The following is a 25,193-nucleotide window of genomic DNA, read 5'->3' on the forward strand; positions in this document are numbered from 1 at the left end:
CGAGGACCGCTGGAACCCGCCGGGCCTGGAGGGCCGTCCTGTTAGATCAGCTCAGCGCTTGACCTTGCCTGTCTTGGCGCTGGTGCGGCTCACGGTGGTGAAGTTGGCCCGTTTGCCGGCGACCTTGACCGAGATCTTCTTCTTGGCATCCTTCTTGACCAGCTTGTAGTTGGCCTTGGTGGCGCCCTTGATCTTCTTGCCGTTGCGCAGCCACTGGTACTTGAGGGTGACCGGCTTCGGCCCCCAGGAGCCCGTCTTCGCCTTCAGCTTCTTGCCGACCTTTGCCTTGCCCTTGATCTTCGGCTTCGTCGAGGTCAGTACGCCGACGACTGCCGAGGTGGCCGTCGACGTCACGGAGACGTCGTCCGTGCCGGCAAGCTTGCCGGTGACCTTGATGCTGATCCGCTTGCCCGCCATGGCGTTGCTGACCTTGAGAGTGGTGCCGGTGGCGCCCGCGATCGGGGTGCCGCCGGCCAGCCACTGCTGGGTGAGCTTGACGCCGTCAGGACCCCAGGCGCCGGTGTCGACGGTCAACGTGGAACCACTCTGCGCCTTGCCGGTGATCATCGGAGTGCCAGGCACGATCTCGACGACTGGTGCTGCGGCGACGGGCGCGGTCGGAGCCGAGGTACGAGAGACCGTGCTGTAGCCGGCGAGAGTTCCGGTGACGGCGACACTGATCGCCTTGCCCTGCTGGGCTCCTGTCGGCGTGAAGGTCGGCTCATCGGCACCTTCGATCAGCGCGCCGTCCGCTGCCCACTGGTGGGTGAGCTCCACGCCAACTGGACCCCAATCACCTGCGACGGCAGTCAACGGCAGGCCGACCTGGGCAGTGCCGGTGATCGTCGGACGGGTGAAGGTGACCGGCGGATCGCCCGGGGCCGGGGTGCCACTCCAGTAGTCGCTGAGGATGTCCACGCTCGGTAGGCCGGACTTGGTGCCGATGACGCGTACCTGAAGAAGGGTCAGCTCGTCGGCGATCGCCTCGGTGATGGTCAGTTCCCGCTCGGTGGCACCCGGGATCGGCACGCCGTTCTTCAACCATTCATAGGTCAGGCTGACGTCGCTGGGGCTCCAGGCGCCGTGCTGGGCGACTACGGTCCTACCTACGCCGACGGTTCCCTCGATCGTGGGCGTGCTCGGCTTGATCGTGGGCGCCGCACCGAGCTGCACGGTGAAGTTGCGCTTCATCGGACCACTCGCCGGCCAGTCGAGGGTTGCTGCGTCGGCGAAGGCGTAGGCACCGTCGCCGCTCGGTCCGTCCCAGTACTCCGCGACTCCCGTGCCGTCGTACTCCGTGGGGGTGAGGACCTGGAACTTGTAGTTGGCCCAACCTTCGACGAAGCGGTACTTGCCGTCAGCGTCGGTCTCGTGGGGACCGGACTGGATCGGCATGAACGGAGCTCCGGGATCGGTCTGCACCCAGATGCGGATCGGTGCTTCGACGAGCGGGCTTCCGTCCGTGTCGAGCACGGTGATGACCGCGGTCTGGAGCTGCTTGAGCTCGATCGCAGGTGCCGTGATGCCTTGGTTCGCGGTGACGGTCACCGGCACCTCTGCGCCGGCGTAGACAGGTCCCTCGATGTCGTCGCCGTAGGCATTCGCGCTGACGACGTAGCTGCCCGGGATCAGGTTGCCGGTGTGGTCGTAGTCGCGGCTGTCGAAGCTGCCGTCGGCACCAACCGTGCCGCCGGCCCCGCCTGAGTTCTCCGAATCGCCGATCGAGATGGTGCTGTCCGGGATCGGCTGCCCAGCTTCGTCGGTGACGCTGCCGGTGATCCAGCCGGTCTCCTCGAACACGATGTCGTTGAGGGTGACGGTGCCACCGCTGACCTCGATCCGTGTGCTGCCGTAGGGGCTCCACTTGTTGTCGTAGTACTCGTAGCCGAGTTCACCGGGACCCAGCGGGCCCTGGGGGTAGGCGCGCAGCTCGTAGAACCCGTCGCTGAGGCCGTCGAAGCTGAACCGACCACTGGCATCGGAACTGGTCGACCCCACCGGGTCGGTGAAGAAGTCGTCATCGGCTCGGTACTTCGCCAGATAGAGGTTGGCATCGGGGTGGACCGAGGTGGTGCCCCCCACCTTGGCCTTCACCAATCCGGTGATCACTCCTGTCTCTGCCGCCTGGGCAGGCGCGAGCACCAGCCCCGACAGGAGCAGGGCGAGCGCAGTGAGTACGACGGTCAACAGGCGTTTGGGCGCCACGAGCATGTTGCTTCCTCCCCGAGTTGCCCCACCTGTTGGGACATCACCGGCGACGCATCTACCCGTCGTGCGGTTGAACCAAACGTGATGTTCGTTCAAACGGTCATGGCTCCTGGTTCGCGAACGCGTGGTGTCCGACCGTTGGCTGCGCCTGATCAGGGTCGCGGGTGAGGAGATCCACGGCGATCCTGGCGGTCTTCGAGCGCGACGGCTCGGTTCCGATCTGCTTCGCACTGATGACCGCCACCATGGCACCAGCGATGTCGCGGACCTTGACGTTGTGGTCCTGGGACAAGCGTTTCAGCACAGCGAAGGCGGCTTCGGAGTCGATCCGGAACCGCGCCATCAGCATGCCCTTGGCCTGGTCGATCGTGGGCTGACTCGCCAGGGCACGGCGAAGGTGGTCCACCTCTGATCGCAGCAGCGCGACTTCCTCGGCTCCGCCGGTCGCAGGCACTTCGTTGGGGAACTCGTCCGGCGCAACAGGGTGCCACTGCTCGAGGCGCGTGAATGGTTCGGGCGACGATTCGTCGCTCATCTGATTCCTTGTCGGGGTCAGCCTGATGCATCTCTGAGGATGCAGGCTGTCTTCCCAACCTTCGGCACAGGTTATACGGATCTCGCACCGACTCGAACGAGACCCCCGCCCCTGTGCGGCAGGTGCTTCCGCAGGCCTTCGCCGGACCTGTGCGCTGGACCGTCAGCCCTCCGCTGCGGTACGTCGTGTGCCGGTACGGGTGACCAGATCCTCGGCGACCGTCCGCAACTTCTTGTTGTTGTTCTGTGAGTGGGCGCGCAGCAGTGCGAAGGCTTCCTCGGGTCCGCATCGCTGCTGCCCCATCACGATGCCGATCGCTTGGTCGATGACCGACCGGAAGGTGAGCGCACGCTCCAACTGCGCGGCTGTCTCGTCGCTGCGGATCTGTCGGATGGCCAGAAACAATGCGGTCGCCGCTTGTGCGGCGAGCAGTTCAGCCAGGCTGCGGGTCGAGTCCGTGAAGTCGTGCGGGGCATCGAAGCTGTAGAAGTTCATCGCCCCTATCGATCTGCCCTTGACGATCAGGGGAGGCTCAGTGACGACCTGAGTCCCTGTCGGCGGGCCTCGGCCAAGAACGCCGGCCAGCGGGCCGCAGCCCCGATCTCCGCGAGGTCGACGACTTCCGCCGCACGCATTGCGTGCAAGCAGGGTCCCTCATCGAGCCTGTACTGCGCGTCGTCCAACGCGCTCGCGCGGTCGTCGCTCGATGCGACGGTGAGGGGCACACCTTGGTCTTCGGTCGTGATCCCGCACGACATCGACTCATCGATCAGGTCGGTCGTGGCCATCGCCAGTTCCCGGAGGAACCCCTCGATACCTTCGGTGGCGAGAAGCAGTGTCTGCAGGACGCTGAAGGGCTTGACGTTGTCGTGAACAGATGCCTGTTGCTCAGCCGAAACCATGCCTGCCTCCATCCCTGCAGAGTCTGTGGTCGTCGCTAGGTTACGCCGCCGTCGCATCTCGGGCCGGACGACCTGACTGCTCGTCTCGTCGTTTGCGCAACCGGGGAGCCGAGACTACGTTGACGTTGTCGGTTGGGCCCACAGCCGTCGCACGAAGTCGTGCGACTGGTCTGCTGATGGGGTCTTCGATGAACGTTCCCGACTCGTTTCCCCGCGATCTCCGTCAGGTGCGAGAGCCGGCGCGGCCCCTCGCCATCGGCGATGCGACTGTCGAGCCCGGCCTGAGGATGATCCCACGGGAGGCCGAGCGGCGTCGCCGCGACCAGGTGGTGGCGATTCTCGCCTCTGCCCTGGGCAGGGATCCGGAGCGAGACGCCCGTTGCCGCGAGTCGCTGGAGGCGCTCGGCCACGTGGAGCAGGCGGCCACTGGCACGGCTCCTGAGTGAGCGATGCACCGACGCCTCCGGGTGCCTGCGAGGGACGACCGATCCGTGACGCCTGATCTATTCTGGCCCGATGGCAGAGACTGACGGCCCGAACGAGCACGCTGACGAACGCATCGCCGTCGACCGGGTGGTCCCGGCTGCACCTGAGGAGATCTTCGCGGTGTTGGCCGATCCCTGGGGCCATGTCGACATCGACGCCTCGGGGATGTTGATGGCTGCGACGGGCGACACGGTGAGTGCGGTGGGCGACTCGTTCGTCGTACACATGGACCGCGAGGCGCTGGGTGACGTCCCGATGGGGGAGTACGACGTCGAGGTGGTCATCGAGGTGCTCGAACCGGGGCACGAGATCGCCTGGAGCATCGTCGGCACGGTGAAGCCGCCGATCGGTCATCGTTACGGCTACCGCCTGACCGCGATCGAACCCGCGGAGGACGGCAGCGCCCGGACGCTCGTCACCAGCTACTACGACTGGTCGACAGCGCTTGCTGAGTGGAAGGCGATCTTCCCGGTCATCTCCGAGCAGCACCTCAAGGGCACCCTCGGCATCCTTGCCCGCACGGTGGCGCGACGCCGGCGGGGCTGACCGCCCTCGGGCAGCGGTCTTGCCGTCCCCTCACACGGATCGTCAAGCGGGCTTCTGGCCGAGCTTGCCGACCGCAGGGCGCATGGGCACGTCGAGGGCGTCGTACAGCCCGGGGGCGGCATCGACCAGCCAGTCGATGGCGCTCACCAGACGACCCACCGCCGTGGCGTTCCCGCCGCCGGAACGGTTGCCCACGTGGTCCGTTGCCTCGATGTTGACCTCGATGCGTGGGTCGCCCTCGATGATCACCCGGTGGGCGCCGTCGCCGTCCGGTGGGGTCGGCCAGTCGGGCGCGCAGGAGGGTGGATCCGGGTGACGTGCTCGACGACGATGCGAGGCTCGCCGTCGACGATGCCCTGCACCTCGAAACGCACCGCTCCCTGAGTGCCGGCCTCGAAGTCACCCATCGACTTGGTGCTGACGGTCTTCTCAAGCGGGCGACGGTCCACCGTCTCGCGGATCTCGTCGAGTTCGGCACCGAGGGCCCGAGCCATCAGCCGGATCTGCCCGCCCCAGACCATCGTCGGGACGGTCGGCGCGGTCATCGGCGGGTCGTAGCTCATCGGCTCACCCATGCCGACCAGGTAACGGACCGAGTCGGGCTGGTCGTAGGTGCTGTAGTCGAAGATCTCCTGGCAGCGGATGACGTCGACCGTGGTGCCGAGGCCGCTGATCATCAGCGGGAGAACGTCGTTGCCCCACCCGGGATCGATGCCGGAGACGAACAGTGAGCCGCCTCCCTCAGCGATCGCCTTCAGCACCGGATCGCGGACTTCCGGCGGGGCGTTGCGCTGGTCGTAGAGCGCGTAGAGGGACGGCGTCACGACGACGGCGCCACCCCGGATCGCGCGGTTGATGTCGGCGAGCGCCTCGTCCGGTCGGATCTCCCCCGAAGCGGCATAGACGACCGCTCCCGGGCGAGCGGCCAGCACGGCGTCGACATCGTCGGTGGCGGCGACGCCGAGGTGGGTGTCGAGTTCGGCGAGTTCGCCGGCGTCACGTCCGACCTTGTCGGGATTGGCGACGACGACCGCCGACAGGGTCAGGGCGGGATGGGCGACGACGGCACGGATGGCGGCGCGGCCGACGTTTCCGGTGCCCCAGACAATCGTGGAGATCATGGCGTGATCCTAGTCACATGAGTGGAACGTGTTCTAGAGCTGCGAACGATCCACTTGCTGCACCGGTGCTGCTGGTCGGGCGCGCCCACGACCGCCGTTCGGCTCCGCATAGCGTGTGCACCCATGAGCTCACTGCGCATCGTCGACCGTGACCACGTCCGCATCCTCACCCTGCACCGCCCCGAACGTCGCAACGCGATCGACCAGGCGCTGGCCGAGGAACTGTCCGCTGCATTCGACGCGATCGAGTCCGAGCGCAACGTGCGGGCCGTCGTACTCACCGGCGGTCCCGACTACTTCTGTGCGGGGACCGATCTGACCTCGACCGCACCACCCGCGACGGAGGGCGGACCCTACGGGTTCCTGGCGCGGGTGCGACGTACGCCGCTGATCGCCGCCGTGGAGGGGTTTGCCTTCGGTGGTGGCTTCGAGTGCGTCCTCGCCAGTGATCTGGTCGTGGCTGCTCGCGACGCCCGGTTCGGTGCTCCCGAGGTCAAACGGGGGTTGGTCGCCAACACCGGCGCGCTCTTCCGTGGCCCCGGCCGGCTGCCGGTGAACGTGGCCACCGAGATGCTCGTGACCGGGGACCCGATCGGCGCCGAGCGCGCTCACGACGTCGGCTTCGTCAACGTGCTCACCGAAGCTGGCGGCGCACTGCAGGGGGCGCTTGACCTCGCTGCGCGGATCGTGGTCAACAGCCCCGATGCGGTGGCCATCTCGCTCGGCGCGATCGCGACGGAGGCTGCTGAGCGGGAGGTGCGCGGATGGGAGTTGACTCGCTCTGCCGACGGCGAGATCGCCGGCTCGCCGGATCGACATGAGGGGGTCACTGCCTTCTTGGAGAAGCGGCTGCCGCAGTGGGGCTGAGCCCGGCTCGCGCCTCGGCCGGTGGTTGGACTACGGGGAGCCGAAGAGCGAGACGTGGCGCAGGGCGAGCTCGAGGGTGGCGGCACGGTCGGCAAGGGGGTGCCCGAGGAGCTCCTCGGCCCGCGCCAGTCTGTATCGCACGGTGTTCTTGTGCACGAAGAGTTGGGCCGCGGCAGCTTCGACGTTCATCCGATTCGTGAGATGGGCCAGCACGGTCTCCCGCAGTTGGGTGAGGAACTTGTCGTCGCCCATGAGGGGGCCGATCTCGCGGCGGACCATCCGGTGCAGCAGCGTGCGACGGGGAAGCGGCTGACTGCCTTCGCGGCGCGACCGCGCTGGTCGGCTCTGCCGGGGATCTTCTGGTCGGCGCTACGGGGCTGATCCCTTCACCGAGTGACACCGGAACGGTTTGGGATATATGATCTACACTTCATCGTTCGATGGTGTCGCCTCGCTATCCCAAGGAGTCCGGATGAGCAGTGCGTTGGTCAAGGGTCGCAAGTTCGCCCTGGTCCTGCCCTCCACCAACACGTCGGTGGAGCGCGAGTTCCACCACCTCCGGCCGCAGGACTGCTCCTGGCACACGGGTCGGATCATGATCAAGGCGCCGGCCCTCGACTCGGCCGATGCCTTCGGTGCCTTTCGGGAGTGTCTCAACGAGGCGCTGCCGGACGCGTTGGAGGTCGTGATGACCTGCAAGCCCGACTACATCGTGATGGGCATGTCCGCGGAGACCTTCTGGGGCGGAGTGAAGGGCAATGCAGCGTTCGAGCAAGGCGTGCGTGACCTGACCGGGCTCGAGGTCACCACCGGAGCAACTGCGGCAGGCGAGGCGTTGAAGGCCTTCGGTGCCCAGCGCATCGGCATCGTCACGCCGTACCAGCCGGTGGGAGACGAGCAGGTGGTCGCTTACTTCACCGAGCTCGGTCACGACGTGGCTGCGATCAAGGGCCTCTGTTCGGAGTCGGCCACCTCCATCGCTGACGAGACCCCGCAGACCCTCCGCGAGGCGTTCCTCGCGGTCGACGGTCCGGACGTCGATGCGCTGATCCAGTGCGGTACCAACCTGGAGTGCATCGCCGTGGCGGCCGAGCTCGAGAAGGAGCTCGGCAAGCCGGTGATCGCGATCAACCTCGCCACGATGTGGCACGCCTTCCGGGTCAACGGGATCGACGACCGGCTGGCCGGTCATGGCTCGCTGCTCGAACTCCACTGACCCACCTGAGAGAAAGAGACAACGGATGTTCAACCACGTTGGTCACCTCACGCTCGTGCCCGAAGCCGGCGACGCCCAGATCGAGGCGATCCTGAGCGGGCTGCTCGCACTGCCCGACCAGGTCGATGGGCTCGTCGAGGCACATGTGGTGCGCGACGCCGGGCTCGCCGACGGCAATGCCACCCTGCGCTTCCACATGCGCTTCGTGTCCCAGGAGGCATGGCAGGGTTACAAGACCCACCCAGCCCATGTCTCGGTGATCTCCACGCACATCGGCCCGGTGCTGGGCTCCAAGGCATTCGTCCAGTACGACGACGCCGACGTACGCAGCGCCGGCGTCTGAGCGCTCTCGGCCACGATTCGCGCGCTCTCGGTGGGGATGGGGGCGCTCTCGGCTTGCGGAGATCGCTACGTTGTCGACACACATCCCAGCTGACAGAGGAGACACCGTGGGCGAGCTGTTCGAGACCGACGACACCGTGACCGTGAGTCGTGAGGAGGCGGCCAAGCGCCTGCACGCCCTGGCCGACGCCTTGGCGCGGCACAACGAGGTCGAGTTCGTGCGCAACGGCAACCGCGTCACCATCGACGTGCCCGACCAGGTCAAGCTCAAGGTCGAGGTGGAGATCGGCGAGGAGAACGAGCTGGAGATCGAACTCAGCTGGTGACCTTGCCGAGATCGCGCTCCTGACCGTCGAGGGCGCGCCCAACCTCGTCGAGGGTGTGCGGGTGCCGCCGCCGACTTCCCTCCGCGCGGCAGCCTGACGTCAGGATCGATGCCCGGAGTCGACTCTCGTGGTCATGAGCGGATCGGCAGCAGCGTGGAGAGGTCGGGTGCGCCCGGGCCGCGGTACGTCGCCCACGTGGGCGGGACGAGGATGCCCGGCGGTGCGGCAACCACCTCCGGGATGGCCCGGACGACGGGCCCAGCGGTGGCGAACTGCACGGCCTTCGACTTCTCGGGCAGGCCGATCGGGTCGAGCCACTCGAGGTCCATGTGCACGCGAGGGGCGCCGTCGATGCGGATCTGCCACCCGTCCTTCCATCCTTCCTCGGGCTCGCCGGTGAACCACACCATGCGCACCGTGATGGCTGCCGCGTCGCCGTTCATGGCGTGCCACTGCCACACGACACCGCGCACGGTGCCGGCGGGAATCGGGCCGGCCGCGGTGTTCACCTCGGTCTCCGCGACGACCGCGCGGTGCTCCTCTTGGATCCGATCGACGGGCAGCTGCAAGGTGTCGATGAGGTAGCCGAGGGTCTCGCCGAAGAGGCTGGCGAAGAAGCTGCGGCGGCCGTCGGCGGCGTCCCAGTAGTCCTGCTCGCTCACGCCGAAGCCGCAGAGATCGTAGATGAACCCGGGCGAGGCGACCGGGGTGCAGTCGTAGGTCTCCTGCACGCTGAGGCCGTTGACCTGGGTGCACATGCCGGTGAGGAGGACGCCGAGGCGTTCGGCCATGAAACCGGGGTTCATGCCGGTGCCGAAGAGCGTCACCCCGCCGTCGCGGGCGGCCTTCTCCAACCGAGCCGCTCGGGCGCGGTCGACGGCCTGCGGATAGGTGAAGCCGACCGTGGTGATGACGTTCTTGCCGGAGCGCAGCAGTCGCTCGAGGTCATCGGTGTGCTGGTCGGGCGAGTCGCCGTTGAGGGGCAGGTGGAGCACCACGTCCGCTTCGAGCGCCTCGATCTCCTCGACGCTGTCGGTGCCAAGCACGCCGGTCGGCGGGCGCTTCACGATCTCACCCGCGTCACGCCCCACCTTGGTGGGACTGTGCACCTTCAGGCCGACGAGTTCGAGCTCGGGGTTGTCGATCACGTGCCGCAGCGCGACCCGGCCGATCGAACCCGTTGCCCACTGGATCACGCGGATGGTCATGGTGGCTCCCTGGCGGTCGACGATGGAAAACAAAATATGAATTAAGAATCAGTTTAGGTCATCGTGGGTCCCACTGGGCTGCTCCCGTGCAGAACCGTGGCCGAGCGCGCCACTACGGTGCCGGCACGGGAGTCGCCCGATCGGACGAGAGCAACAAGGAGTCACACGTGCCCACGAGCCTCGAAGGCAAGGTCGCCGTCATCACCGGAGCCGCGAGCGGGATGGGGCGCCAGTTCGCCCTCTCGTTCACCGAGGCGGGGGCCACGGCGGTGGTGGTCGCCGACATCACCGAGACCCCGCGCGAAGGTGGCGAGTCGACGGTGGACGCGGTTCGTGCGCTGGGTGGGCAGGCCGTCTTCGTGAGGACCGACGTGACTCGCCTGGGCGACCTGGAGGCGGCCGTTGCGGCCGCGGAGCAGTTCGGTGGCATCGACATCATGGTCAACAACGCCGGCATCTTCTCCCACACGCCGCTGCTCACGGCCGAGGAGGAGACCTACGACCGGATGATGGACATCAACGTCAAGGGCACCTACTTCGGAGCCAAGTACGCCGCCTCGGCGATGGTTGCGGCCGGCCGAGGCGGAGTCATCATCAACATGGCCTCGATCGCGGGCATCCAGGGCGGTCCCGGATTCAGCGTCTACTCGACGAGCAAGGGCGCGGTCCGGTTGCTGACCTATGCCCTCGCCGGCGAGCTGGGGGAACACGACATCCGGGTGCTGGCGATCCACCCGGGCGTGATCGACACGAGCATGACCCAGACCGACGTGCCGATCGGCGACGAGGTGCTGCGGGTGATCCCTGCCGGCCGCAAGGGCACGGCGGAGGACGTCGCCCGAGTCGTGACCTGGGCGGCCAGCGATGAGGCGGGCTACGTCAGTGGGACGTCGCTGGTGGTGGACGGCGCGCAGACCCGGGTGATGTGACCACCAGCAGGTGCTGTCCCAGGGCGGGGCTGGGGGCCGCACGCCCGCCACTAGGCTGACGGTGTGGACGACGCGACGCTCGCAGCGCACCTGGTCACCGAGGCCGCACTCCTGGCCCGCAACATGCGGGGCGAGGGTGTGGCGGTGCACCACAAGTCATCGATCTCCGACCTCGTGACCGATGCCGACCGTGCCGCGGAGGCCTTCGTCGTCGAGCAGCTGGCCAAGCACCGCCCCGACGACGGGGTGCTGGGGAGGAGGGCGCCTCCCGAGCCGGTACGTCGGGACGGCGTTGGGTGATCGACCCGGTCGACGGCACCTACAACTTCGCCAACCGGCTGCACCACTGGTGCTCGGCAGTGGCGCTGCTCGACGGCGACGAGGTCGTGGTCGGCGCGGTCGCCCATGCAGCGAGCGGGCGGGTGTGGGTGGGTGGTCCCGACCTGCCGACGACCGCCAACGGTGTGCCGGTGCCCCGCATGGAGGACCTACCGCTCCACGAGGTCGGTGCGGCCACCTATCTCCACCCGGGCTGGATCGACGAGGACGCGGTGCGGCACGCCTGGCTGCGCGCGGCACGCGGCGCCGCGACGCTGCGCACGTTCGGCTCCGGCTCCATGGAGATGGTCGACGTCGCGCTGGGGCGGTTGGGGGTCTGGTTCCAGCACTCGACCCCACCGTGGGACTGGCACGCAGGTGCGGCCCTGGTCCGGGGTGCCGGGGGCGCCGCCGAGGTCGTCGAGGTCGACGGCTTCCGCTGGCACGTCACCGGACGGCCGAGCGCCGTCGCCGGAGTGGTCGAGAGGCTGGTCGGGGAGACGAACTGACCCCGCCGGCGTACGACGGGGTCAGCTGTGGCCTGGGGTCAGGCGTGGGTGTGCGCGACGTAGACGTCGCAGGGAGCCTGCGTGACGACGTCGCGAGCGACGCTGCCCAGCACCCGGGCGATGCCCTGGACCCGCTTGTTGCCGACCACGATGATGCTCGCATCGCGTGTGGTGGCCACGTTGACGAGCGCCTCGCCGGGCTGGCCCTCGGCCGGCCCGGAGGAGACATCGAGGGCAGGGAAGTCGCGCCGCAGGTCGATCTCGACCTGCCGGGCCGTGCTCTCGGCCTCCTGCTCGTTGCTCAGCAGCATCCGGTCGGAACCGATCTCGATCGTCTCGGCCTTCAGCTTGCCGAAGGCGGACACCAGGTGCAGGTGCGCGCCGAGCCCGAGTGCCAGTTCGGCAGCGGTGCGGGCCGCAGATGCTGCGGTTTCACTTCCGTCGACGCCACAGACGATGGTCTTTGTCATGGTCCCCTCCAACTGGGTCATCCCGATGGTTTGGCGTGAACCTATCGCGAGTCGTGCGGATCGTGCTCGTACTCCCGCCAGCCGCCACCTGAACAAGTGACCCACCAGTACGGGACCGCACCCGGCCGGGCCCCTCGTTTGTGGGACGATCATCGAGAGGTCTGGTGGACACGGGAGAGGTGAGGGCATGCCCAGGATGTCGGTGACCGATCGACGCGAAGCGCTCGTCGTCGCGGCGCTCGCAGTGATCGAACGCGACGGTGTGCACGCCGCCACCACCCGCGCGATCGTCGCCGAGGCCGGCATGTCACTCGCGAGCTTCCACTACGCGTTCACCTCGCGCGACGAGCTCCTCGAGGCGGTGGTGCGCCGCGTGGTCGACGGTTATGTCGCAGCAGAGGCGGACGTCGACGTCGAGGGGCCGGCCGAGCTCGAACCGCTGGTGCGCTCCACGATCCGGGCCTACGTCGACCTGCTCAAGGCTGATCCGGCCCGTGAGCAGGGGATGATCGAGCTGTCCCTCTACTCCCTGCGCACCCCGGAACTGAATGCCATCGCCACCGCGCAGTATGCGGCCTACCAGAGCTTCATCGAGTCCTTGATCCTTCGGATCGCGGACCGCACCGGTGCACGCTGGAAGGTACCCACCGACGTACTCGCCCGGATGGTCACCACGATGACCGACGGCCTCACGCTCGGCTACCTGGTCAACCGCGACGACACGCTGCTCGACGAGCTCACCGAACTCGTCGTCGCCGCCTTGGTGGGGCAGACCGAACCCGCGAAGTAGCACCCGCGGCGCCGCGAGATCGCAGGTCACTCGCGCCGGCACCCCGCTGAAGCGGCGCAGGTGCGACCGTTCAGCGGGGAACCCGATCAGCGGGTGGGAACCCGGGCAGCGAGAGCGTGCAGGGCAGCGGGGAAGATCTCGGCCGGCGGCGTGACGAGGCCAGCGCCGACCTGACCGGTGCCGGCGACGGCGCCGGCCATGCCGGTGTTGATCTGCGGCAGGATTCCGGTACGGCAGACCAACGAGACGTCGATCCCGGTGGGCACGCCCTGGAACTCCAGCACGGGTACCGACCAGCGGGGGTTCTCGCCCAGCGTGATCTCGTGCATCCGCCGGGTGGTGGCGAGGGCGTCGGGGACGGTGCCGCCGACCAGGCGCACGATCGCCGGGGCCGTTGCCATGGCGAAGCCTCCGATGCCGGCGGTCTCGGTGATGGCGCTGTCGCCGATGTCGGGATTGGCGTCGTCGGGGCCGTAGTCACCGAGGAAGAGGCCCTCGGCGACCTGGGCCGGGCCAGTGAACCACTGGTTGCCGGTGCCGGAGACCTGGATGCCGAAGTCGGTGCCGTTGCGGGCCATCGCCACCACCATGGTGGCTCCGGGGATGTCGCGGGCGGCGTCGAGTGACAGCTTGCAGGCGGGCATCGCCAGGTTGAGGAAGAAGTGGTCGTTGCCACCGATGAAGCGCAGCACTTCGGCGAGGTCCTCAGGTGCGGCCGAGCCGGAGACCATCGCGGGGAGAGGTCGCGCAGCAGCATCAACGTGCCGGCGCGGTTGCGGTTGTGCGCCTCGTCGCCCATCTGCAGCATCTGGGTGAGGATGCCCGTCACGTCGACCGGCCCCTCGGCGTCGCGCACCTTGCGCACCGCCGCCTGGAGCACCGGCCCGAGCACCCGTGACATCCAGCGCAGGCGGGTCAGCACCTCGGGCGAGTAGGCGCCGTACCGAAGGACCTTGCCGAGGCCCTCGTTGAGGGAACAGTAGGTACGCCGGCCGGTCTGCAGGTCCTCGAGCACCCACAGATACATCGACGGGGTGACCACGCCGGCCATCGGGCCGACGGCGTCGCGGTGGTGGCAGGGCTCGAGCGAGAAGGTGCCGTCGGCGAAGCGCGCGGCGGCGTCCTCGGGATCGTCGACCAACCCTTCCAGCGCCGCTCCGCCCATGAGCGCTCCGCGCATCGGTCCTGAGGCACGCTCCCAGGCGAGGGGCGGTCCGGCGTGCAGGAACTGACCCGGTTCCAGACCGAGCAGTTCGGATGCCGGAGCGACGTCGACCAGGTGCGCGGTCACCCCCAGGGCGGCAGCGACTGCTTGCTTGTTGGCCTCGATGCGACGTGGGTCGGTGGCGATGACGGCGAGGTCGGACTCGGTGCCCGGCATCGGCGGGCGCCAGTCGACGCGCTCGACCTCGACGGCCTGGGCAGCTACCGCGTCGGCGAACATGTCGGCGCCGACAGAGACGACGTTGGTCATGTCTGCTTCCTTCCTCAGCGAGCCAGCAGGGCAACGGCCCGGCGGGTCGCAGCTGCGTTGGACAGGTGGACCTCGGCGCCGGCTGCCACGAGCTGGGCCCGCTGGGCGGCAAGGTCCTGGGGGTCGAGATCGGTGCCGAGCAGCGCCACGATGACCGGGATCTCGCGTTGGCCACGGGCGGCAGCGATCGCCGGGGCCAGGCGCGACGCAGGGTCGGGCTCAGCACCGTGACCGAGCACGAGGTCGAGCAGGAGTACGCCGGTGCGCGGGTCGGCAGCGGCGCGCTCCAACTGCTCGAGGCGGAGGGTCGGGTCGATCATCGGGTGGGCGCGCCCCTGGGTCAGGGCATCGTCGCCGAAGTCGATCATCGTGTGGGTCTCGGCCGTGAGGTCGGCACCCAGGGCGAGCTCCGGCGAGAGCGGGATGTTGGAACGGATCGGGCCGAGTGTCTCGCCGGCCACCAGCATCGCCTCGTCGCACAGCGTGCCGCCGACGAAGAGGCCGCGCAGCAGGTCACCGGTGGCTGCGCCGGTGTTGTCGGAGCCGTCGACCGGCCAGGTCGGAGCGGCGTGGCCGAGGCGCTCCAACGCTGCCTCGGCCACTGCGGTCAGATCGCGCTGACCGGGCCCGAGCAGGCCGAACTCGACAGGCGTTGCGAGCGTGGCGGCGTACTCCTCGAGGCTGCGGGCGACCTCAGCGGCCGGCGGTTTCGAGAGCACGAGCAGGAGGTCGACGTCCGGATCGGCGTCGAGGCGACGCATGGCTTCGCGAGTGGAGCGGCCGGCCACCGTGGAGGAGAGGTCGCGACCCCCGACGCCGAGCGCCCAGGTGACCCCGACGCCGTCGAGCTGCTCGCCCGCGTGGTGGAGGAGGGTGAGCAGTTGCTGGCTGCCGGTGCCCGACGCGGCGACGATGCCGATCCGGCCGGGCCGGGTGGTGTTGGTGAACCCGAGACCGATGCCGTCGACGAGCGCGGTGCCGCAGTCAGGACCCATGACCAGCCGGCCGAGCTGCGTGGCGAGCTCCTTGAGTGCCACCTCCTGCTCGAGGGGCACGTTGTCGCTGAAGATCATCACGTCGTGGCCGCGCTCGACCGCGTCGACCGCCTCGATCACGGCGTGGGCGCCGGGGTGGAGACGAGTACGACGGTGTCGTCGCCGACCCGGTCGAGCGCGCTGCCCGTGGTGCGCGGTGGCGCCAGTGTGGTGTCCTGCGCCGACTGGCGGCGCGGTGCCAGGGCGGCGTCGACGGCCCGAAGGGCGGCGTCGAGGTCGGCGTCGTCGTCGAGTCGCAACGCGACCAGCATGTCGACGGGGCCGGTGCCCTCGGGGATGGTGAAGCCCATGCGCTCGAGCACCTCGAGGTTGAGCTCGGTGCCCATCGCGACCTGGGCGGCGGTCACGCCCGGGGCGTCCTGCACCGTCCGGCTCACTTGGAGCAACGTCACCGAGTCGGCATAGGCACCGGTGCGGATCTCGACGTGGTCTCTCACGCAACACTCCATTCGTGGACGGGTTCGGCGGTTGGGGGTTCGAGGGGTCCAGGGGGCTCGAGGGCGAGCTCGGCGCCGGCAAGCATCCCGGTTCCGGAACTGGCGCCGACAGCGATCAGGGCCGCCCGCGCAACGGGTTCGTCGGCGCCGGATCGAGCGCGCAGCCAGTCGGTCAGCTCGGGGAACGACTCTCCCCGGGCGGCGCAGTCCAGGAGGGTGGCCGACAGCGGGGTCGTGCGGTGCGCCAGCGTGCGTACGGCGTTGCTCACCTCGGCATCCGGCGCTCCGGCCGCATGCCGGGCCACCAGCCAGCCACAGACGACGTCGTCGGCATAGGGGGTGAGCCCCTCCCCGCGTCCGAGGAGGCGGGCGAGGAGTTCCGGGGTGAATCGGTGGCTGCTCGGGCGCAGCCGGGCATCGGGGCGGACTCGAGGGTCCGTCAGGCGCGCGACGCGGAGCTCGCGACCGTCGATGAGGAGTCTCCCGGAGCGGAGTTCGGCATGCTCGCCGGTGATGCCGACGGCCGGCAGGTCACGAGCCGAGCTCCACGCGGCACAGGGCACGCGGGTGGCCCCGGCAGACACGACACCGGCGACGTGGCCGTCGAGATCGACGTACACCGCCTGCGGGCCGCGGTGCACCACCGGCCGCGGTCCGTCTGCTGCTGCGCGCAGCCGCTCTCGCAGGCGGAGAGGTGCAGAAACCGGGATCACGCTGTCGACGCTAGTGTCTCGTGCCACACTCACCCCATGGCAGGTAACCACAAAGGATTGGCCCGAGGGGAGCAAGAGTTGATGAAGGATGAGGCGCTCCGCACGCTGGCCCGCGCCGATCAGCTCCATCAAGCCCTCACCCACCTGGTGCTTGAGGGCGGCGATCTCGAGCAGATCGCGGCGGAGGTGGCCCGGACCCTGGAGTGCGAGGTCTGCTTCACCACCCCTGACGGTCGGGAGCAGGCCGCGCACCTGAGCCTCGAGACCCGCGAGGTGCTCATCGACGCCGAGCTCGTGGACCCGACCGGGCGGATCCGGGTGGAGCGACTGCGTTCCGACGGCAGCCAGGTGGGGGTCGGCCAGATCCGTCACTTCGGGGTGGGGGCGGCCGGCGTCGACCTTGCCCGGCTGCTCGCCTACGACCCGACGGGTCCGATCGCCGATGCCGACGTCCAGGCCCTGGAGCGTGCCGCGATCGTCGCCGCGCTGCTGATCACCAGGGAGGAGGCGATCACCGCGGTCGAGAACAAGTACCGCGGCGACTTCCTGCGCGAGCTCTTCCTGCGCCGTGCCGACGATCTGGGATACATCTCCGAGCATGCCGAGGCCTTCGGCTGGAACCTGGATCGACCGGTGGTCGTCTGCGTGGCCGAGCTCGACCCCGAGGGGTTGGAAGGGGAGCACCCCTCGAGCGAGCGGCGCCGCAACTTCCAGGCTCGGTTCGCCAATGCCTGGCGACAGGTCTGTCGCGGGATCGACCAGCAGATCCCGGCGGTCGACTTCTCCTCCGAGGTCGTCACCCTCCTCCCGGTCGCCGACATCGAGGAGACGCCCTCGGGGCGGTCGGTGGTGCTGCGGGCGGCCAAGGGAGTGCACGGTGACCGCGGCGGCGGCCGACTGCCGTTCTCCGTCGGGGTGAGCCGAGTTGCGCCGACCATGGCGCAACTGCCCGAGGCCTACAAGCAGGCCCGGCGAGCAGTGGAGATCGGGCGTCGGGTGCGCGGCGGCGCCTCGACCACCTACTTCGACCAGCTCGGTCTGCACCGGCTGCTGGCGTTGGTGCCGGACCCCGCGGAGCTGTCGGCCTATGCCAAGGACGTGCTCGGTCCGCTGGCGGAACGTACGCCGGAGGCGGCCGACCTGCGCGAGACCCTTCGGGTGCTGCTGGACACCAACTTCAACGTCGCGGAGGCGGCGCGAGCCCAGTTCTTCCACTACAACACGATGCGCTATCGGGTGGGCAAGTTGCAGCGCCTGCTGGGGCCGCTGGCCACGGATCCCCACCTCCGGCTGGACGTCGCCGTGGCGTTGCGGGTGCTCGAGATCGCTGAATGAGCCACCTTCATGACGGCAGAGTGACAACCGGATGAAGGGGTAACCGACCCGCTGGGCATGATTGCCAGCACTTGTCGCTCCCGTTGGGCAGACTTTGCCAGTGAGGCCCTGTGAGGTGAGCCACTAGTTTGTGGAGTCTCGGGGCAATCAGCCACCCAAGATGGAGGGTCAGCCACATGTCCATGTTCAAGTGGGTCGAAGTCGACCCAGAGCCGGGTACGCCGGTCCTGCCTCACCAGCGCCTGCCGTGGGGGAAGACGGCGGGGCTGGGCGCCCAGCACGTCGTCGCCATGTTCGGCGCCACCTTCGTGTTCCCGCTCATCATGGGGTTGGACGCCAACCTGGCGATCCTCTTCTCCGGTATCTGCACGATCATCTTCCTGCTCATCACGAGCAACAAGGTGCCCAGCTACCTCGGCACCAGCGCAGCCTTCGTGGCGAGTGTCGCCGCGATCCGTGCCCAAGGCGGCGACTCCGCCGAGGTGACCGGCGCGATCCTGGTCGGTGGCCTGGTGCTCATGGTCGTCGGCGTCCTCATCCACTTCGCGGGAGCTCGCTTCCTGCACGCGCTGCTGCCACCGGCAGTCACCGGCGCGGTCGTCATGCTCATCGGCTTCAACCTCGCCCCTGTCGTGGCCGGTGTCTACTGGCCACAGGATCAGTGGATCGCGTTGATCACGGCGACCTTCATGGTCTTCGCCGCCGTGGTGTTGCCGGGCTTCTGGTCCCGGATCGCAGTCTTTCTCTCGCTGATCTTCGGCTACCTGCTGTCGTTCTTCTCCGACAAGGTCTTCGGACAGATCAACTCCGTGGTGTCGGGCCAGAACGTCGATGAGAACGGGGTGTCGCAGGCCTTCGACCACGACCGCGTCTCCTGGGCAGCCGTGAAGACCGCCGACTGGTTCGGCCTGCCGTCGGGTCAGCTGGCGGACGGCGTCGACGTGGTCCACGCACCGTCGTTCTCGCTCAGCTTCATCCTCGTCGTGCTGCCCGGTGTGATCGCGTTGATCGCGGAGAACACCGGCCACGTCAAGGCCGTCGCAGAGATGACCGGCGAGGACCTCGACCCCTACATGGGCCGGGCGATCGGTGCTGACGGCTTCGCGACCGCGCTTGCCAGCTCCTTCGGTGGCTCGCCGACCACGACCTACGCCGAGAACATCGGCGTCATGAGTGCGACCAAGGTCTACTCGACGGCGGCCTACTACGTCGCTGCGTTCGTGGCGATCATCCTCGGCCTGTGTCCGAAGTTCGGTGAGGTGGTCAACGCCACCCCGGGTGGTGTGCTCGGCGGCATCACGGTCGTGCTCTACGGCATGATCGGCCTCGTCGGCGCCAAGATCTGGGTGGAGAACCGTGTCGACTTCGGTGATCCCGTCAACATGGTCGGCCTGGCCGGCGGCATCATCGCTGGTGTCGGTGGCGTCTCCCTCGTCTTCACCGACGACTTCACGCTGGAGGGCATCGCCCTCGGCACCATCATGGTGATCGCCTACTTCCACCTGGTGAACCGTCGTCGCGGCTCCGGAGCCGGACAGGTCACCGAAGCCCTCTCGCACAAGGAGTGATCCGGTGAAGCCCGCCCCATTCGCCTACCGGCGACCCACCACCCTCGACGAGGCCACACGTCTCCTCGCCGAGGAGCCGGGAGCCAAGGTGCTCGCGGGCGGGCAGAGCCTGGTGCCGCTGCTCTCCATGAGAATCGCGGCACCCGAGACCCTGATCGACATCAACCGCCTGCCGGATCTCGGTCACGTCACTGCCGACGTGACCGGGGTCCGGGTGGGGGCACTCGCCCGACACGCCGACGTGCTCGGCTCCGAGGCGGCGCGAGAGGTGCAGCCGCTCCTGGCGGAAGCCCTCTCCAACGTCGCCCATGCCACGATCCGCAACCGGGGCACCACGCTCGGCTCGATCGTGCACGCCGATGCGGCGGCCGAGATGCCGATGGTGCTCTGCCTCCTCGGTGGGTCGGTCGACGTGGTGTCGGTGCGTGGTCGCCGAACCATCGCCGCCGCCGACCTCTTCCTCGGGCCGCTGGAATCCACGCTCGAGCATGACGAGATCGCCGTGGAGGTCTTCTTCCCCGCGCTTCCGGCCGGGGAGGCGTGGCCTTCGAGGAGATCGCCCGCCGCCATGGCGACTACGCCTTGGTGGGTGTCGGCGCCGCGGTCACCTCCGAAGGTGATCGGATCACCTCCGCGCGCCTGGGCTTCGTGTCGGTGAGCGACATTCCCGTCGTCGTCGACGTCACCGACGCACTGGACGACCCGGCCGAGGCCGCCCTGGGGCAGCTCGAGCCGGCAGAAGACATCCACGCCACCGCCGCCTTCCGCACCCACCTGGTGCGGGTACTCGCTCCGCGAGTGCTCGAGCGCGCGGTTGCCATGACCCGGTCCGGCGCCACTGCCGGACGTGTATGAGGAAGGCTCCATGAGTGAGGAACTGCACGACGTCCAACTCCGGGTGAACGCCGGCGTGCAGCAGATCCGGGTGCCGGCCAGGCGCCTGCTCTCCGATGCACTGCGCCACGACTGCGGACTGACCGGCACCCACGTGGGGTGTGAGCACGGGGTCTGCGGGGCCTGCACGGTGCTCGTCGACGGCGTACCGATGCGATCGTGCCTGATGTTCGCCGTCTCCGCCGAGGGTGCGGAGATCACCACCGTCGAGGGCCTCACCGAGGCAGACGACTCACTCTCCCCGGTGCAGCAGGCATTTCGGGAGTGCCACGGGCTGCAGTGCGGCTTCTGCACGCCCGGCTTCCTGACCACCATCTCTGCTGGGATCGAGACCAACCCCGACCCCACCGAGGACGACGCCCGCGACATGATTGCCGGCAACCTCTGCCGGTGCACCGGCTACACCAACATCGTGAAGTCGGTGTTGCGGGCCGCCGAGATCCAACGTGAACGTGCCGACGGTGCCGAGAGCGACGACGCGGCGGGGAGGAGCAGGCATGACCGGCAAGATGTTCGGTGAGAAGGTGGCGCGCGTCGAGGACCAACGGTTCCTCCGCGGCCGTGGCCAGTACTCCGACGATCTCCTCGTTGACGACCCGCGACTCCTGCACGCCGCGGTGCTCCGCTCGCCGCATGCACACGCCAGGGTTCTCGACATCGACGTCGACGCGGTTCTCGACCTCGAGGGGTGCAGGCTGTCTGGACCTACGACGACCTCACCGGCCCGATGGCCGAGCCGTTGCCGCTGCTCATCCCTCACCCGACCCTCACCCACGGCCGCACGCAGTATGCGTTGGCCAAGGACGAGGTCAACTACGTCGGTGAGGCGGTTGCCTTCGTGGTGGCCACCGACCGCTACATCGCCGAGGACGCGCTCGATCGGATCCGGGTCAGCTACGAGCCGTTGCCCGCCGTGGTGGGGATCGACGCGGCCCGCAAGGCGGAGCGACTGGTGCACGACGACGTACCGGGCAACATCGCTGCCCGCTCGGAGCAGAACACCGGAGACGTCGAAGCAGCGCTGGCGCGCTCACCACACCGGCTGTCCCTCGACTGGGACATCGAACGCAGCGCCTGCATGCCCATGGAGGGACGCGGGGTCGTGGCTCGCTGGGACCCGGCCAGCTCGCGGCTGACCGTGTGGACCTCGACGCAGACCTCCACCGGTGTGCGTGGCTGCGTCTCCGCCAAGCTGGGCATCGACCTGGCCAACGTCGACGTGATCACCCCCGACGTGGGTGGCGGCTTCGGGGTGAAGATCAACCACCCGTGGCCCGAGGAGCTCCTCGTGCCGCTGGCCGCGAAGACGCTCGGTGCGCCGGTGAAGTTCACCGAGGACCGTCGCGAGCACTTCATCTCCTCGGCCCATGAACGCGCGCAGCAGCACCACGTCGAGGTCGGCTACGACGACGACGGGCGCATCATCGCCCTCGACGTACGCTTCTGGCACGACAACGGTGCCTACGTGCCCTACGGCCTGATCGTGCCGATCGTGGCCTCCACCCAGTTGCTCGGGCCCTACAAGCCCGAGGTCTATCGGGTGGTCTATGACTCGCTCTACACCAACACCGTCATCGTGACGCCCTATCGCGGCGCTGGACGGCCGCAGGGTTGTTTCGTCATGGAGCGCACGATCGATGCCATCGCCAAGGAGCTCGGCCTGGACCGTGTCGAGGTGCGGCAGGCCAACTTCATCCAACCCGACGAGTTCCCCTACGACCAGGGGATCATCTTCCAGGACGGCCGAGCACTGGAGTACGACTCCGGTGACTACCCTGCGCTGCTCGAGAAGCTCAAGGTGCTCATCGACTGGGACGGCTTCCCCGCCTACAAGGCCGAGATGGCAGCCCAGGGACGCAAGGTGGGCATCGGTCTGGCCTGCTACGTCGAAGGCACCGGCGCCGGCCCCTACGAGGGCGCGCACGTGCACATCGAGACCTCAGGCAAGGTGAAGGTCGCGACCGGCCTGACCACCCAGGGGCAGGGACACCAGACGTCGTTCGCACAGATCGTGGCCGACACCCTCGGCGTCCGTTTCGAGGACGTCGAGATCACCACGGGCGACACGCGCAAGATGCCCTATGCCGTGGGCACCTTCGCGTCGCGGGCCGCCGTGATGAGCGGGTCCGCGATCCACCTGGCCGCGTTGCGGGCCAAGGAGAAGGCACTGCGGATCGCCGCCGAGGCGCTGGAGGTCGACGAGTCGGACCTCGAGATCGCCGACGGTGTCGTCAGCGTGAAGGGCACCGATGCCTCCATCGACCTCGGCACCGTGGCAGTGCTCTCGAACCCGTTGCGCTATGCCTTCGACGAGGCCTCCAAGCGGGCGACCCAGTTCTCCGTGGGGGACCCCGGCAAGCCGCCGGTCGCCGAGGACGACGAGCCGGGGCTGGAGGGCAAGGACTTCTATTCACCGTCTCGTTCCACCTTCGCATCGGGAATGCATGCGGCCATCGTGGAGACGGACCCCGACACTGCGGAGATCACGATCCTGCAGTACGCCGTCGTCCACGACTGCGGCAACGTGATCAACCCGATGATCGTCGAGGGTCAGATCCACGGTGGCGTGGCCCAGGGCATCGGAGGCGCGCTCTACGAGCGGATGGCCTACGACGACTCCGGTCAGCTCCTCAACGCATCCTTCATGGACTTCCTGATGCCCTTCGTCACCGAGATCCCCGCACACATCGCCATCGACCACCAGGAGACGCCCTCACCGCTGAACCCCTTGGGCATCAAGGGTGCCGGCGAAGCCGGGGTCATCCCCGCGTCCGCGGTCTTCGCGGCCGCGATCGAGGATGCGGAGGGCATCCCGATCACTGCCATGCCGATCTCCCCGTCCGAGCTCTTCGAGCTCCGTCTCCAGCACTCCTGAGGAGCCCCTGATGAAATTCACCGGACAGAACGTCCTGAACGCCAGCGTCGAGAAGGCCTGGCAGGCGCTGCTCGACCCGGCGGTGCTCGTGCAGACCATCCCCGGCTGCGAGCGTCTCGAGGCGACGGGCGAGAACGCCTACGCGATGACCGTCACCGCTGGCGTGGCCTCCATCAAGGGCACGTACGCCGGCACCTGCGTCATGAGCGACCTCGTCGACCAGCAGTCCCTCAAGATGAAGCTCGACGGAGCCGGCGCGCCCGGCACGATCGGTGCGGTTGTCGACGTGGCCTTCGCAGACAACGGTGACGGCACCACCACCATCAGGTACGAGGCCGACGCCGTCGTGGGCGGCATGATCGGCGGCGTCGGGCAGCGGATGCTGACCTCGGTCAGCCGCCGGATGGCCGGCGAGTTCTTCGGCAACGTCGACAAGGTGCTCTCGGGTGCCGTACCTGCTGCCGCGGCTGCCGCTACGGCACCTGCCGGTGCGCCGGCAGCCGTCGCCGAGCCGGGCGCCGCCCCGGCAGCGGGTGCTGTCTTCACCGCCCCCGTCGCAGCCCGTGGCACCGGCTCCCCGGACGACTTCGTCAAGGGGGTCGTGCTCGGTGCAGGTCTGGTGCTGGTGGGCGTCGTGGTCGGCGGGATCTTCGGTCGTCGTCGATGATCACCCCCGACTCGACCGCGCGGGAGATGACCGCGGCCGTTCGGTCCCGTGAGATCTCTGCACGAGAGCTGCTGGAGCTCCACCTGACGCGTGTCGCCGAGCGCAACGGGGAACTCAACGCGATCGTGTCCCTGGACGAGGAACGGGCTCGTGCCGCTGCCCTGGCTGCCGACGAGGCGTTGGCTGCGGGGAGGAGGTCGGTCCGTTGCACGGGCTGCCCTTCGCCGTGAAGGACACGCATCGGCTCGGGGGCTGGCCCACGACCTACGGCTCGCCGACCCACGTCGACCATGTCGCCGACGGCGACGACCTGCTGGTCGAGCGCATCCGCAACGCCGGCGCCGTCTTCGTCGGCAAGACCAACGTGCCGCAGTTCGCGGCCGGCTCCCACACCTTCAACAAGGTCTTCGGGGTCACCCGCAACCCGGTCGCGCCGACGCACTCGGCCGGTGGGTCGAGCGGCGGCGCTGCATGTGCGTTGGCTGCCGGCATGGTGCCGCTGGCAGACGGTTCCGACATGGGTGGCTCCCTGCGCAATCCGGCCTCCTTCTGCGGCGTCGTGGGGTTGCGGCCCTCCCTGGGCCGGGTCCCCGAGTGGCCGCTCTACAACCAGTGGGAGACCACCTCGGTCGGTGGACCGATGGCGCGGAACGTCGATGACCTCGCGCTGCTGCTCTCGGTGCTCGCTGGGCCGGACCCGCGGGCGCCCCAGGCGCTGGGCGATCCCGGCACTGTCTTCGCCGCTCCGCCGGGGAACCCTGGCGACCTCGCTGGCCGGCCTTCGGGTGGCGTTCGCCCCCGACCTCGGCGGCACGTTGGTCGTCGACGCAGAGGTGGGTGCCGTCGTACGCGGCGCCGCGGAGCGGCTCGCTGCGGCAGGTGCCGAGCTCGTCGAGGCGGCACCCGACCTGGCGCTGGCCGACGACACGTTCCGGACCCTGCGGGCCTGGCACTTCCATGCGAAGTTCGCTGACCTGCTGGCGCAGCGCCCTGATGACTTCAAGCAGTCCTTGGCCGACAACATCCGTGCCGGTGCCTCGCTGACCGGGGTCGACGTGGCGCGGGCCTACACCCAGCGCACGGCGTTGAGCGAGGAGATGCGGCAGTTCTTCGGCGGCGTCGACGTGCTGCTGCTGCCGACGTCGCAGGTGCCGCCCTTCCCGGTCGAGCAGGAGTTCCCGACCGCGATCAATGGGCAGGAGATGCCTGACTACCTGGCATGGATGCGTTCGGCCTGGGCCATCACCGTCACCGGATGTCCGGCGATCTCGGTGCCTGCCGGCCACACGCCAGCTGGTCTGCCGGTCGGCGTGCAGCTCGTGGCGCCGCACGGAGCGGACCGCCGCCTGCTGGAGATCGCGGCTGCCTTCACCGCTCTCTGACCCGCGCCGCGGCGACACTT

Annotated in this window: 29 protein-coding genes and 3 pseudogenes; 19 read left to right on the forward strand and 13 right to left on the reverse strand. The window is 68.6% G+C overall.

Annotated features, from left to right (window positions below; translation table 11 throughout):
* Window positions 1-51: 51 nt before the first annotated feature.
* From L1066_RS16570 to L1066_RS16585, 4 genes are all read right to left on the reverse strand, one after another.
* Entirely contained in the window at window positions 52-2,211 is a 2,160-nt protein-coding gene (locus L1066_RS16570) for a carboxypeptidase regulatory-like domain-containing protein (RefSeq protein WP_235737367.1), read from the reverse strand.
* A gap of 97 nt (window positions 2,212-2,308) precedes the next feature.
* Complete coding sequence (locus L1066_RS16575) at window positions 2,309-2,743, reverse strand: ANTAR domain-containing protein (protein ID WP_235737368.1); 435 nt, start codon at window positions 2,741-2,743, stop codon at window positions 2,309-2,311.
* 162 nt (window positions 2,744-2,905) lie between these two features.
* Window positions 2,906-3,238, reverse strand: a complete 333-nt coding sequence (locus L1066_RS16580; protein ID WP_235737369.1) for an ANTAR domain-containing protein — start codon at window positions 3,236-3,238, stop codon at window positions 2,906-2,908.
* 26 nt (window positions 3,239-3,264) lie between these two features.
* The gene (locus L1066_RS16585) at window positions 3,265-3,645 is read right to left on the reverse strand and encodes a hypothetical protein (protein ID WP_235737370.1); all 381 of its coding nucleotides are present in this window, start codon (window positions 3,643-3,645) and stop codon (window positions 3,265-3,267) included.
* Between the two features lie 188 nt (window positions 3,646-3,833).
* Here L1066_RS16585 and L1066_RS16590 point away from each other — a divergent pair, with 188 nt between their 5' ends.
* A complete protein-coding gene (locus tag L1066_RS16590; RefSeq protein ID WP_235737371.1) occupies window positions 3,834-4,091 on the forward strand; it encodes a hypothetical protein in 258 nt (85 codons plus the stop codon).
* Between the two features lie 70 nt (window positions 4,092-4,161).
* The gene (locus L1066_RS16595) at window positions 4,162-4,677 is read left to right on the forward strand and encodes an SRPBCC family protein (protein ID WP_235737372.1); all 516 of its coding nucleotides are present in this window, start codon (window positions 4,162-4,164) and stop codon (window positions 4,675-4,677) included.
* A gap of 42 nt (window positions 4,678-4,719) precedes the next feature.
* Here L1066_RS16595 and L1066_RS16600 read toward each other — a convergent pair whose 3' ends face one another.
* Together L1066_RS16600 and L1066_RS16605 are read right to left on the reverse strand one after the other, a co-directional pair.
* Window positions 4,720-4,926 carry a hypothetical protein gene (locus tag L1066_RS16600; RefSeq protein WP_235737373.1) on the reverse strand — a complete coding sequence of 69 codons (207 nt, stop codon included), beginning with the start codon at window positions 4,924-4,926 and terminating at the stop codon, window positions 4,720-4,722.
* Window positions 4,923-5,798, reverse strand: coding sequence for an NAD(P)H-dependent amine dehydrogenase family protein (locus L1066_RS16605; RefSeq protein WP_235737374.1), 876 nt, complete (start codon window positions 5,796-5,798; stop codon window positions 4,923-4,925). The genes L1066_RS16600 and L1066_RS16605 overlap by 4 nt, the downstream gene beginning before the upstream one ends.
* A 123-nt stretch (window positions 5,799-5,921) precedes the next feature.
* Between L1066_RS16605 and L1066_RS16610 the strand changes: the two genes are divergently transcribed.
* Window positions 5,922-6,665, forward strand: coding sequence for an enoyl-CoA hydratase-related protein (locus tag L1066_RS16610; protein ID WP_235737375.1), 744 nt, complete (start codon window positions 5,922-5,924; stop codon window positions 6,663-6,665).
* Between the two features lie 30 nt (window positions 6,666-6,695).
* On the opposite strand, the gene L1066_RS16615 is transcribed toward L1066_RS16610, so the two are convergent.
* Entirely contained in the window at window positions 6,696-6,944 is a 249-nt protein-coding gene (locus tag L1066_RS16615) for a helix-turn-helix domain-containing protein (protein WP_235737376.1), read from the reverse strand.
* Between the two features lie 193 nt (window positions 6,945-7,137).
* Between L1066_RS16615 and L1066_RS16620 the strand changes: the two genes are divergently transcribed.
* From L1066_RS16620 to L1066_RS16630, 3 genes are all read left to right on the forward strand, one after another.
* On the forward strand, window positions 7,138-7,881 hold the full coding sequence (locus tag L1066_RS16620) for a maleate cis-trans isomerase family protein (RefSeq protein WP_235737377.1): 744 nt from the start codon (window positions 7,138-7,140) through the stop codon (window positions 7,879-7,881).
* 25 nt (window positions 7,882-7,906) lie between these two features.
* Window positions 7,907-8,224, forward strand: coding sequence for a Dabb family protein (locus L1066_RS16625; RefSeq protein WP_235737378.1), 318 nt, complete (start codon window positions 7,907-7,909; stop codon window positions 8,222-8,224).
* 106 nt (window positions 8,225-8,330) lie between these two features.
* Complete coding sequence (locus L1066_RS16630) at window positions 8,331-8,549, forward strand: amphi-Trp domain-containing protein (protein ID WP_235737379.1); 219 nt, start codon at window positions 8,331-8,333, stop codon at window positions 8,547-8,549.
* A gap of 131 nt (window positions 8,550-8,680) precedes the next feature.
* Here the strand turns inward: L1066_RS16630 and L1066_RS16635 are convergent, their stop codons facing one another.
* Window positions 8,681-9,757: an NAD(P)H-dependent amine dehydrogenase family protein gene (locus L1066_RS16635; RefSeq protein WP_235737380.1), complete on the reverse strand. Its 1,077-nt coding sequence runs from the start codon at window positions 9,755-9,757 to the stop codon at window positions 8,681-8,683.
* A 167-nt stretch (window positions 9,758-9,924) separates the two neighbouring features.
* Between L1066_RS16635 and L1066_RS16640 the strand changes: the two genes are divergently transcribed.
* Entirely contained in the window at window positions 9,925-10,686 is a 762-nt protein-coding gene (locus tag L1066_RS16640) for an SDR family NAD(P)-dependent oxidoreductase (RefSeq protein WP_235737381.1), read from the forward strand.
* A gap of 123 nt (window positions 10,687-10,809) precedes the next feature.
* A pseudogene (locus L1066_RS16645) lies at window positions 10,810-11,513 on the forward strand (inositol monophosphatase family protein).
* A gap of 38 nt (window positions 11,514-11,551) precedes the next feature.
* Here the strand turns inward: L1066_RS16645 and L1066_RS16650 are convergent.
* The gene (locus L1066_RS16650) at window positions 11,552-11,983 is read right to left on the reverse strand and encodes a universal stress protein (protein ID WP_235737382.1); all 432 of its coding nucleotides are present in this window, start codon (window positions 11,981-11,983) and stop codon (window positions 11,552-11,554) included.
* Between the two features lie 187 nt (window positions 11,984-12,170).
* On the opposite strand from L1066_RS16650, the gene L1066_RS16655 reads away from it, so the two are divergent.
* A complete protein-coding gene (locus L1066_RS16655; protein WP_235737383.1) occupies window positions 12,171-12,773 on the forward strand; it encodes a TetR/AcrR family transcriptional regulator in 603 nt (200 codons plus the stop codon).
* 86 nt (window positions 12,774-12,859) lie between these two features.
* On the opposite strand, the pseudogene L1066_RS28815 reads toward L1066_RS16655, so the two are convergent.
* The 4 genes and pseudogenes from L1066_RS28815 to L1066_RS16675 all read right to left on the reverse strand — a co-directional run bounded on the left by L1066_RS28815 (window position 12,860) and on the right by L1066_RS16675 (window position 16,452).
* A pseudogene (locus tag L1066_RS28815) lies at window positions 12,860-14,247 on the reverse strand (YlbE family protein).
* A gap of 14 nt (window positions 14,248-14,261) precedes the next feature.
* Window positions 14,262-15,362, reverse strand: coding sequence for an AllF/FdrA family protein (locus tag L1066_RS27920; protein ID WP_235737385.1), 1,101 nt, complete (start codon window positions 15,360-15,362; stop codon window positions 14,262-14,264).
* A complete protein-coding gene (locus L1066_RS16670; protein WP_235737386.1) occupies window positions 15,359-15,739 on the reverse strand; it encodes an AllF/FdrA family protein in 381 nt (126 codons plus the stop codon). The genes L1066_RS27920 and L1066_RS16670 overlap by 4 nt, the downstream gene beginning before the upstream one ends.
* Window positions 15,736-16,452 carry an oxamate carbamoyltransferase subunit AllH family protein gene (locus L1066_RS16675; RefSeq protein ID WP_235737387.1) on the reverse strand — a complete coding sequence of 239 codons (717 nt, stop codon included), beginning with the start codon at window positions 16,450-16,452 and terminating at the stop codon, window positions 15,736-15,738. Before L1066_RS16675 ends, L1066_RS16670 begins: the two co-directional genes overlap by 4 nt.
* A gap of 81 nt (window positions 16,453-16,533) precedes the next feature.
* Here L1066_RS16675 and L1066_RS16680 point away from each other — a divergent pair, with 81 nt between their 5' ends.
* From L1066_RS16680 to L1066_RS16725, 10 genes and pseudogenes are all read left to right on the forward strand, one after another.
* Window positions 16,534-17,787: a PucR family transcriptional regulator gene (locus tag L1066_RS16680; protein WP_235737388.1), complete on the forward strand. Its 1,254-nt coding sequence runs from the start codon at window positions 16,534-16,536 to the stop codon at window positions 17,785-17,787.
* Between the two features lie 176 nt (window positions 17,788-17,963).
* Window positions 17,964-19,355 carry a uracil-xanthine permease family protein gene (locus L1066_RS16685; RefSeq protein WP_235737389.1) on the forward strand — a complete coding sequence of 464 codons (1,392 nt, stop codon included), beginning with the start codon at window positions 17,964-17,966 and terminating at the stop codon, window positions 19,353-19,355.
* Window positions 19,356-19,359: 4 nt separating this feature from the next.
* Window positions 19,360-20,013 (forward strand): FAD binding domain-containing protein, encoded by a 654-nt coding sequence (locus L1066_RS16690; RefSeq protein WP_235737390.1) that lies wholly within the window; start codon window positions 19,360-19,362, stop codon window positions 20,011-20,013.
* Window positions 19,941-20,210, forward strand: coding sequence for an FAD binding domain-containing protein (locus L1066_RS16695; RefSeq protein WP_235737391.1), 270 nt, complete (start codon window positions 19,941-19,943; stop codon window positions 20,208-20,210). Before L1066_RS16690 ends, L1066_RS16695 begins: the two co-directional genes overlap by 73 nt.
* A 10-nt stretch (window positions 20,211-20,220) precedes the next feature.
* Entirely contained in the window at window positions 20,221-20,769 is a 549-nt protein-coding gene (locus L1066_RS16700) for a (2Fe-2S)-binding protein (RefSeq protein ID WP_235737392.1), read from the forward strand.
* Window positions 20,770-20,937: 168 nt separating this feature from the next.
* A complete protein-coding gene (cutA, locus tag L1066_RS16705) occupies window positions 20,938-23,124 on the forward strand; it encodes an aerobic carbon-monoxide dehydrogenase large subunit (RefSeq protein WP_235737393.1) in 2,187 nt (728 codons plus the stop codon).
* Between the two features lie 10 nt (window positions 23,125-23,134).
* Window positions 23,135-23,791 carry an SRPBCC family protein gene (locus tag L1066_RS16710; protein WP_235737394.1) on the forward strand — a complete coding sequence of 219 codons (657 nt, stop codon included), beginning with the start codon at window positions 23,135-23,137 and terminating at the stop codon, window positions 23,789-23,791.
* Complete coding sequence (locus L1066_RS16715; RefSeq protein ID WP_235737395.1) at window positions 23,788-24,021, forward strand: hypothetical protein; 234 nt, start codon at window positions 23,788-23,790, stop codon at window positions 24,019-24,021. Before L1066_RS16710 ends, L1066_RS16715 begins: the two co-directional genes overlap by 4 nt.
* Window positions 24,018-24,449 (forward strand): annotated as a pseudogene (locus L1066_RS27925) (amidase family protein); the annotation flags it as partial. The gene L1066_RS16715 and the pseudogene L1066_RS27925, both read left to right, overlap by 4 nt.
* A complete protein-coding gene (locus L1066_RS16725) occupies window positions 24,448-25,173 on the forward strand; it encodes an amidase family protein (RefSeq protein WP_235737397.1) in 726 nt (241 codons plus the stop codon). The pseudogene L1066_RS27925 and the gene L1066_RS16725, both read left to right, overlap by 2 nt.
* The last annotated feature ends 20 nt before the right edge of the window (window positions 25,174-25,193 follow it).

This window comes from Nocardioides alcanivorans, assembly GCF_021555175.1.
Classification (GTDB): domain Bacteria; phylum Actinomycetota; class Actinomycetes; order Propionibacteriales; family Nocardioidaceae; genus Nocardioides; species Nocardioides alcanivorans.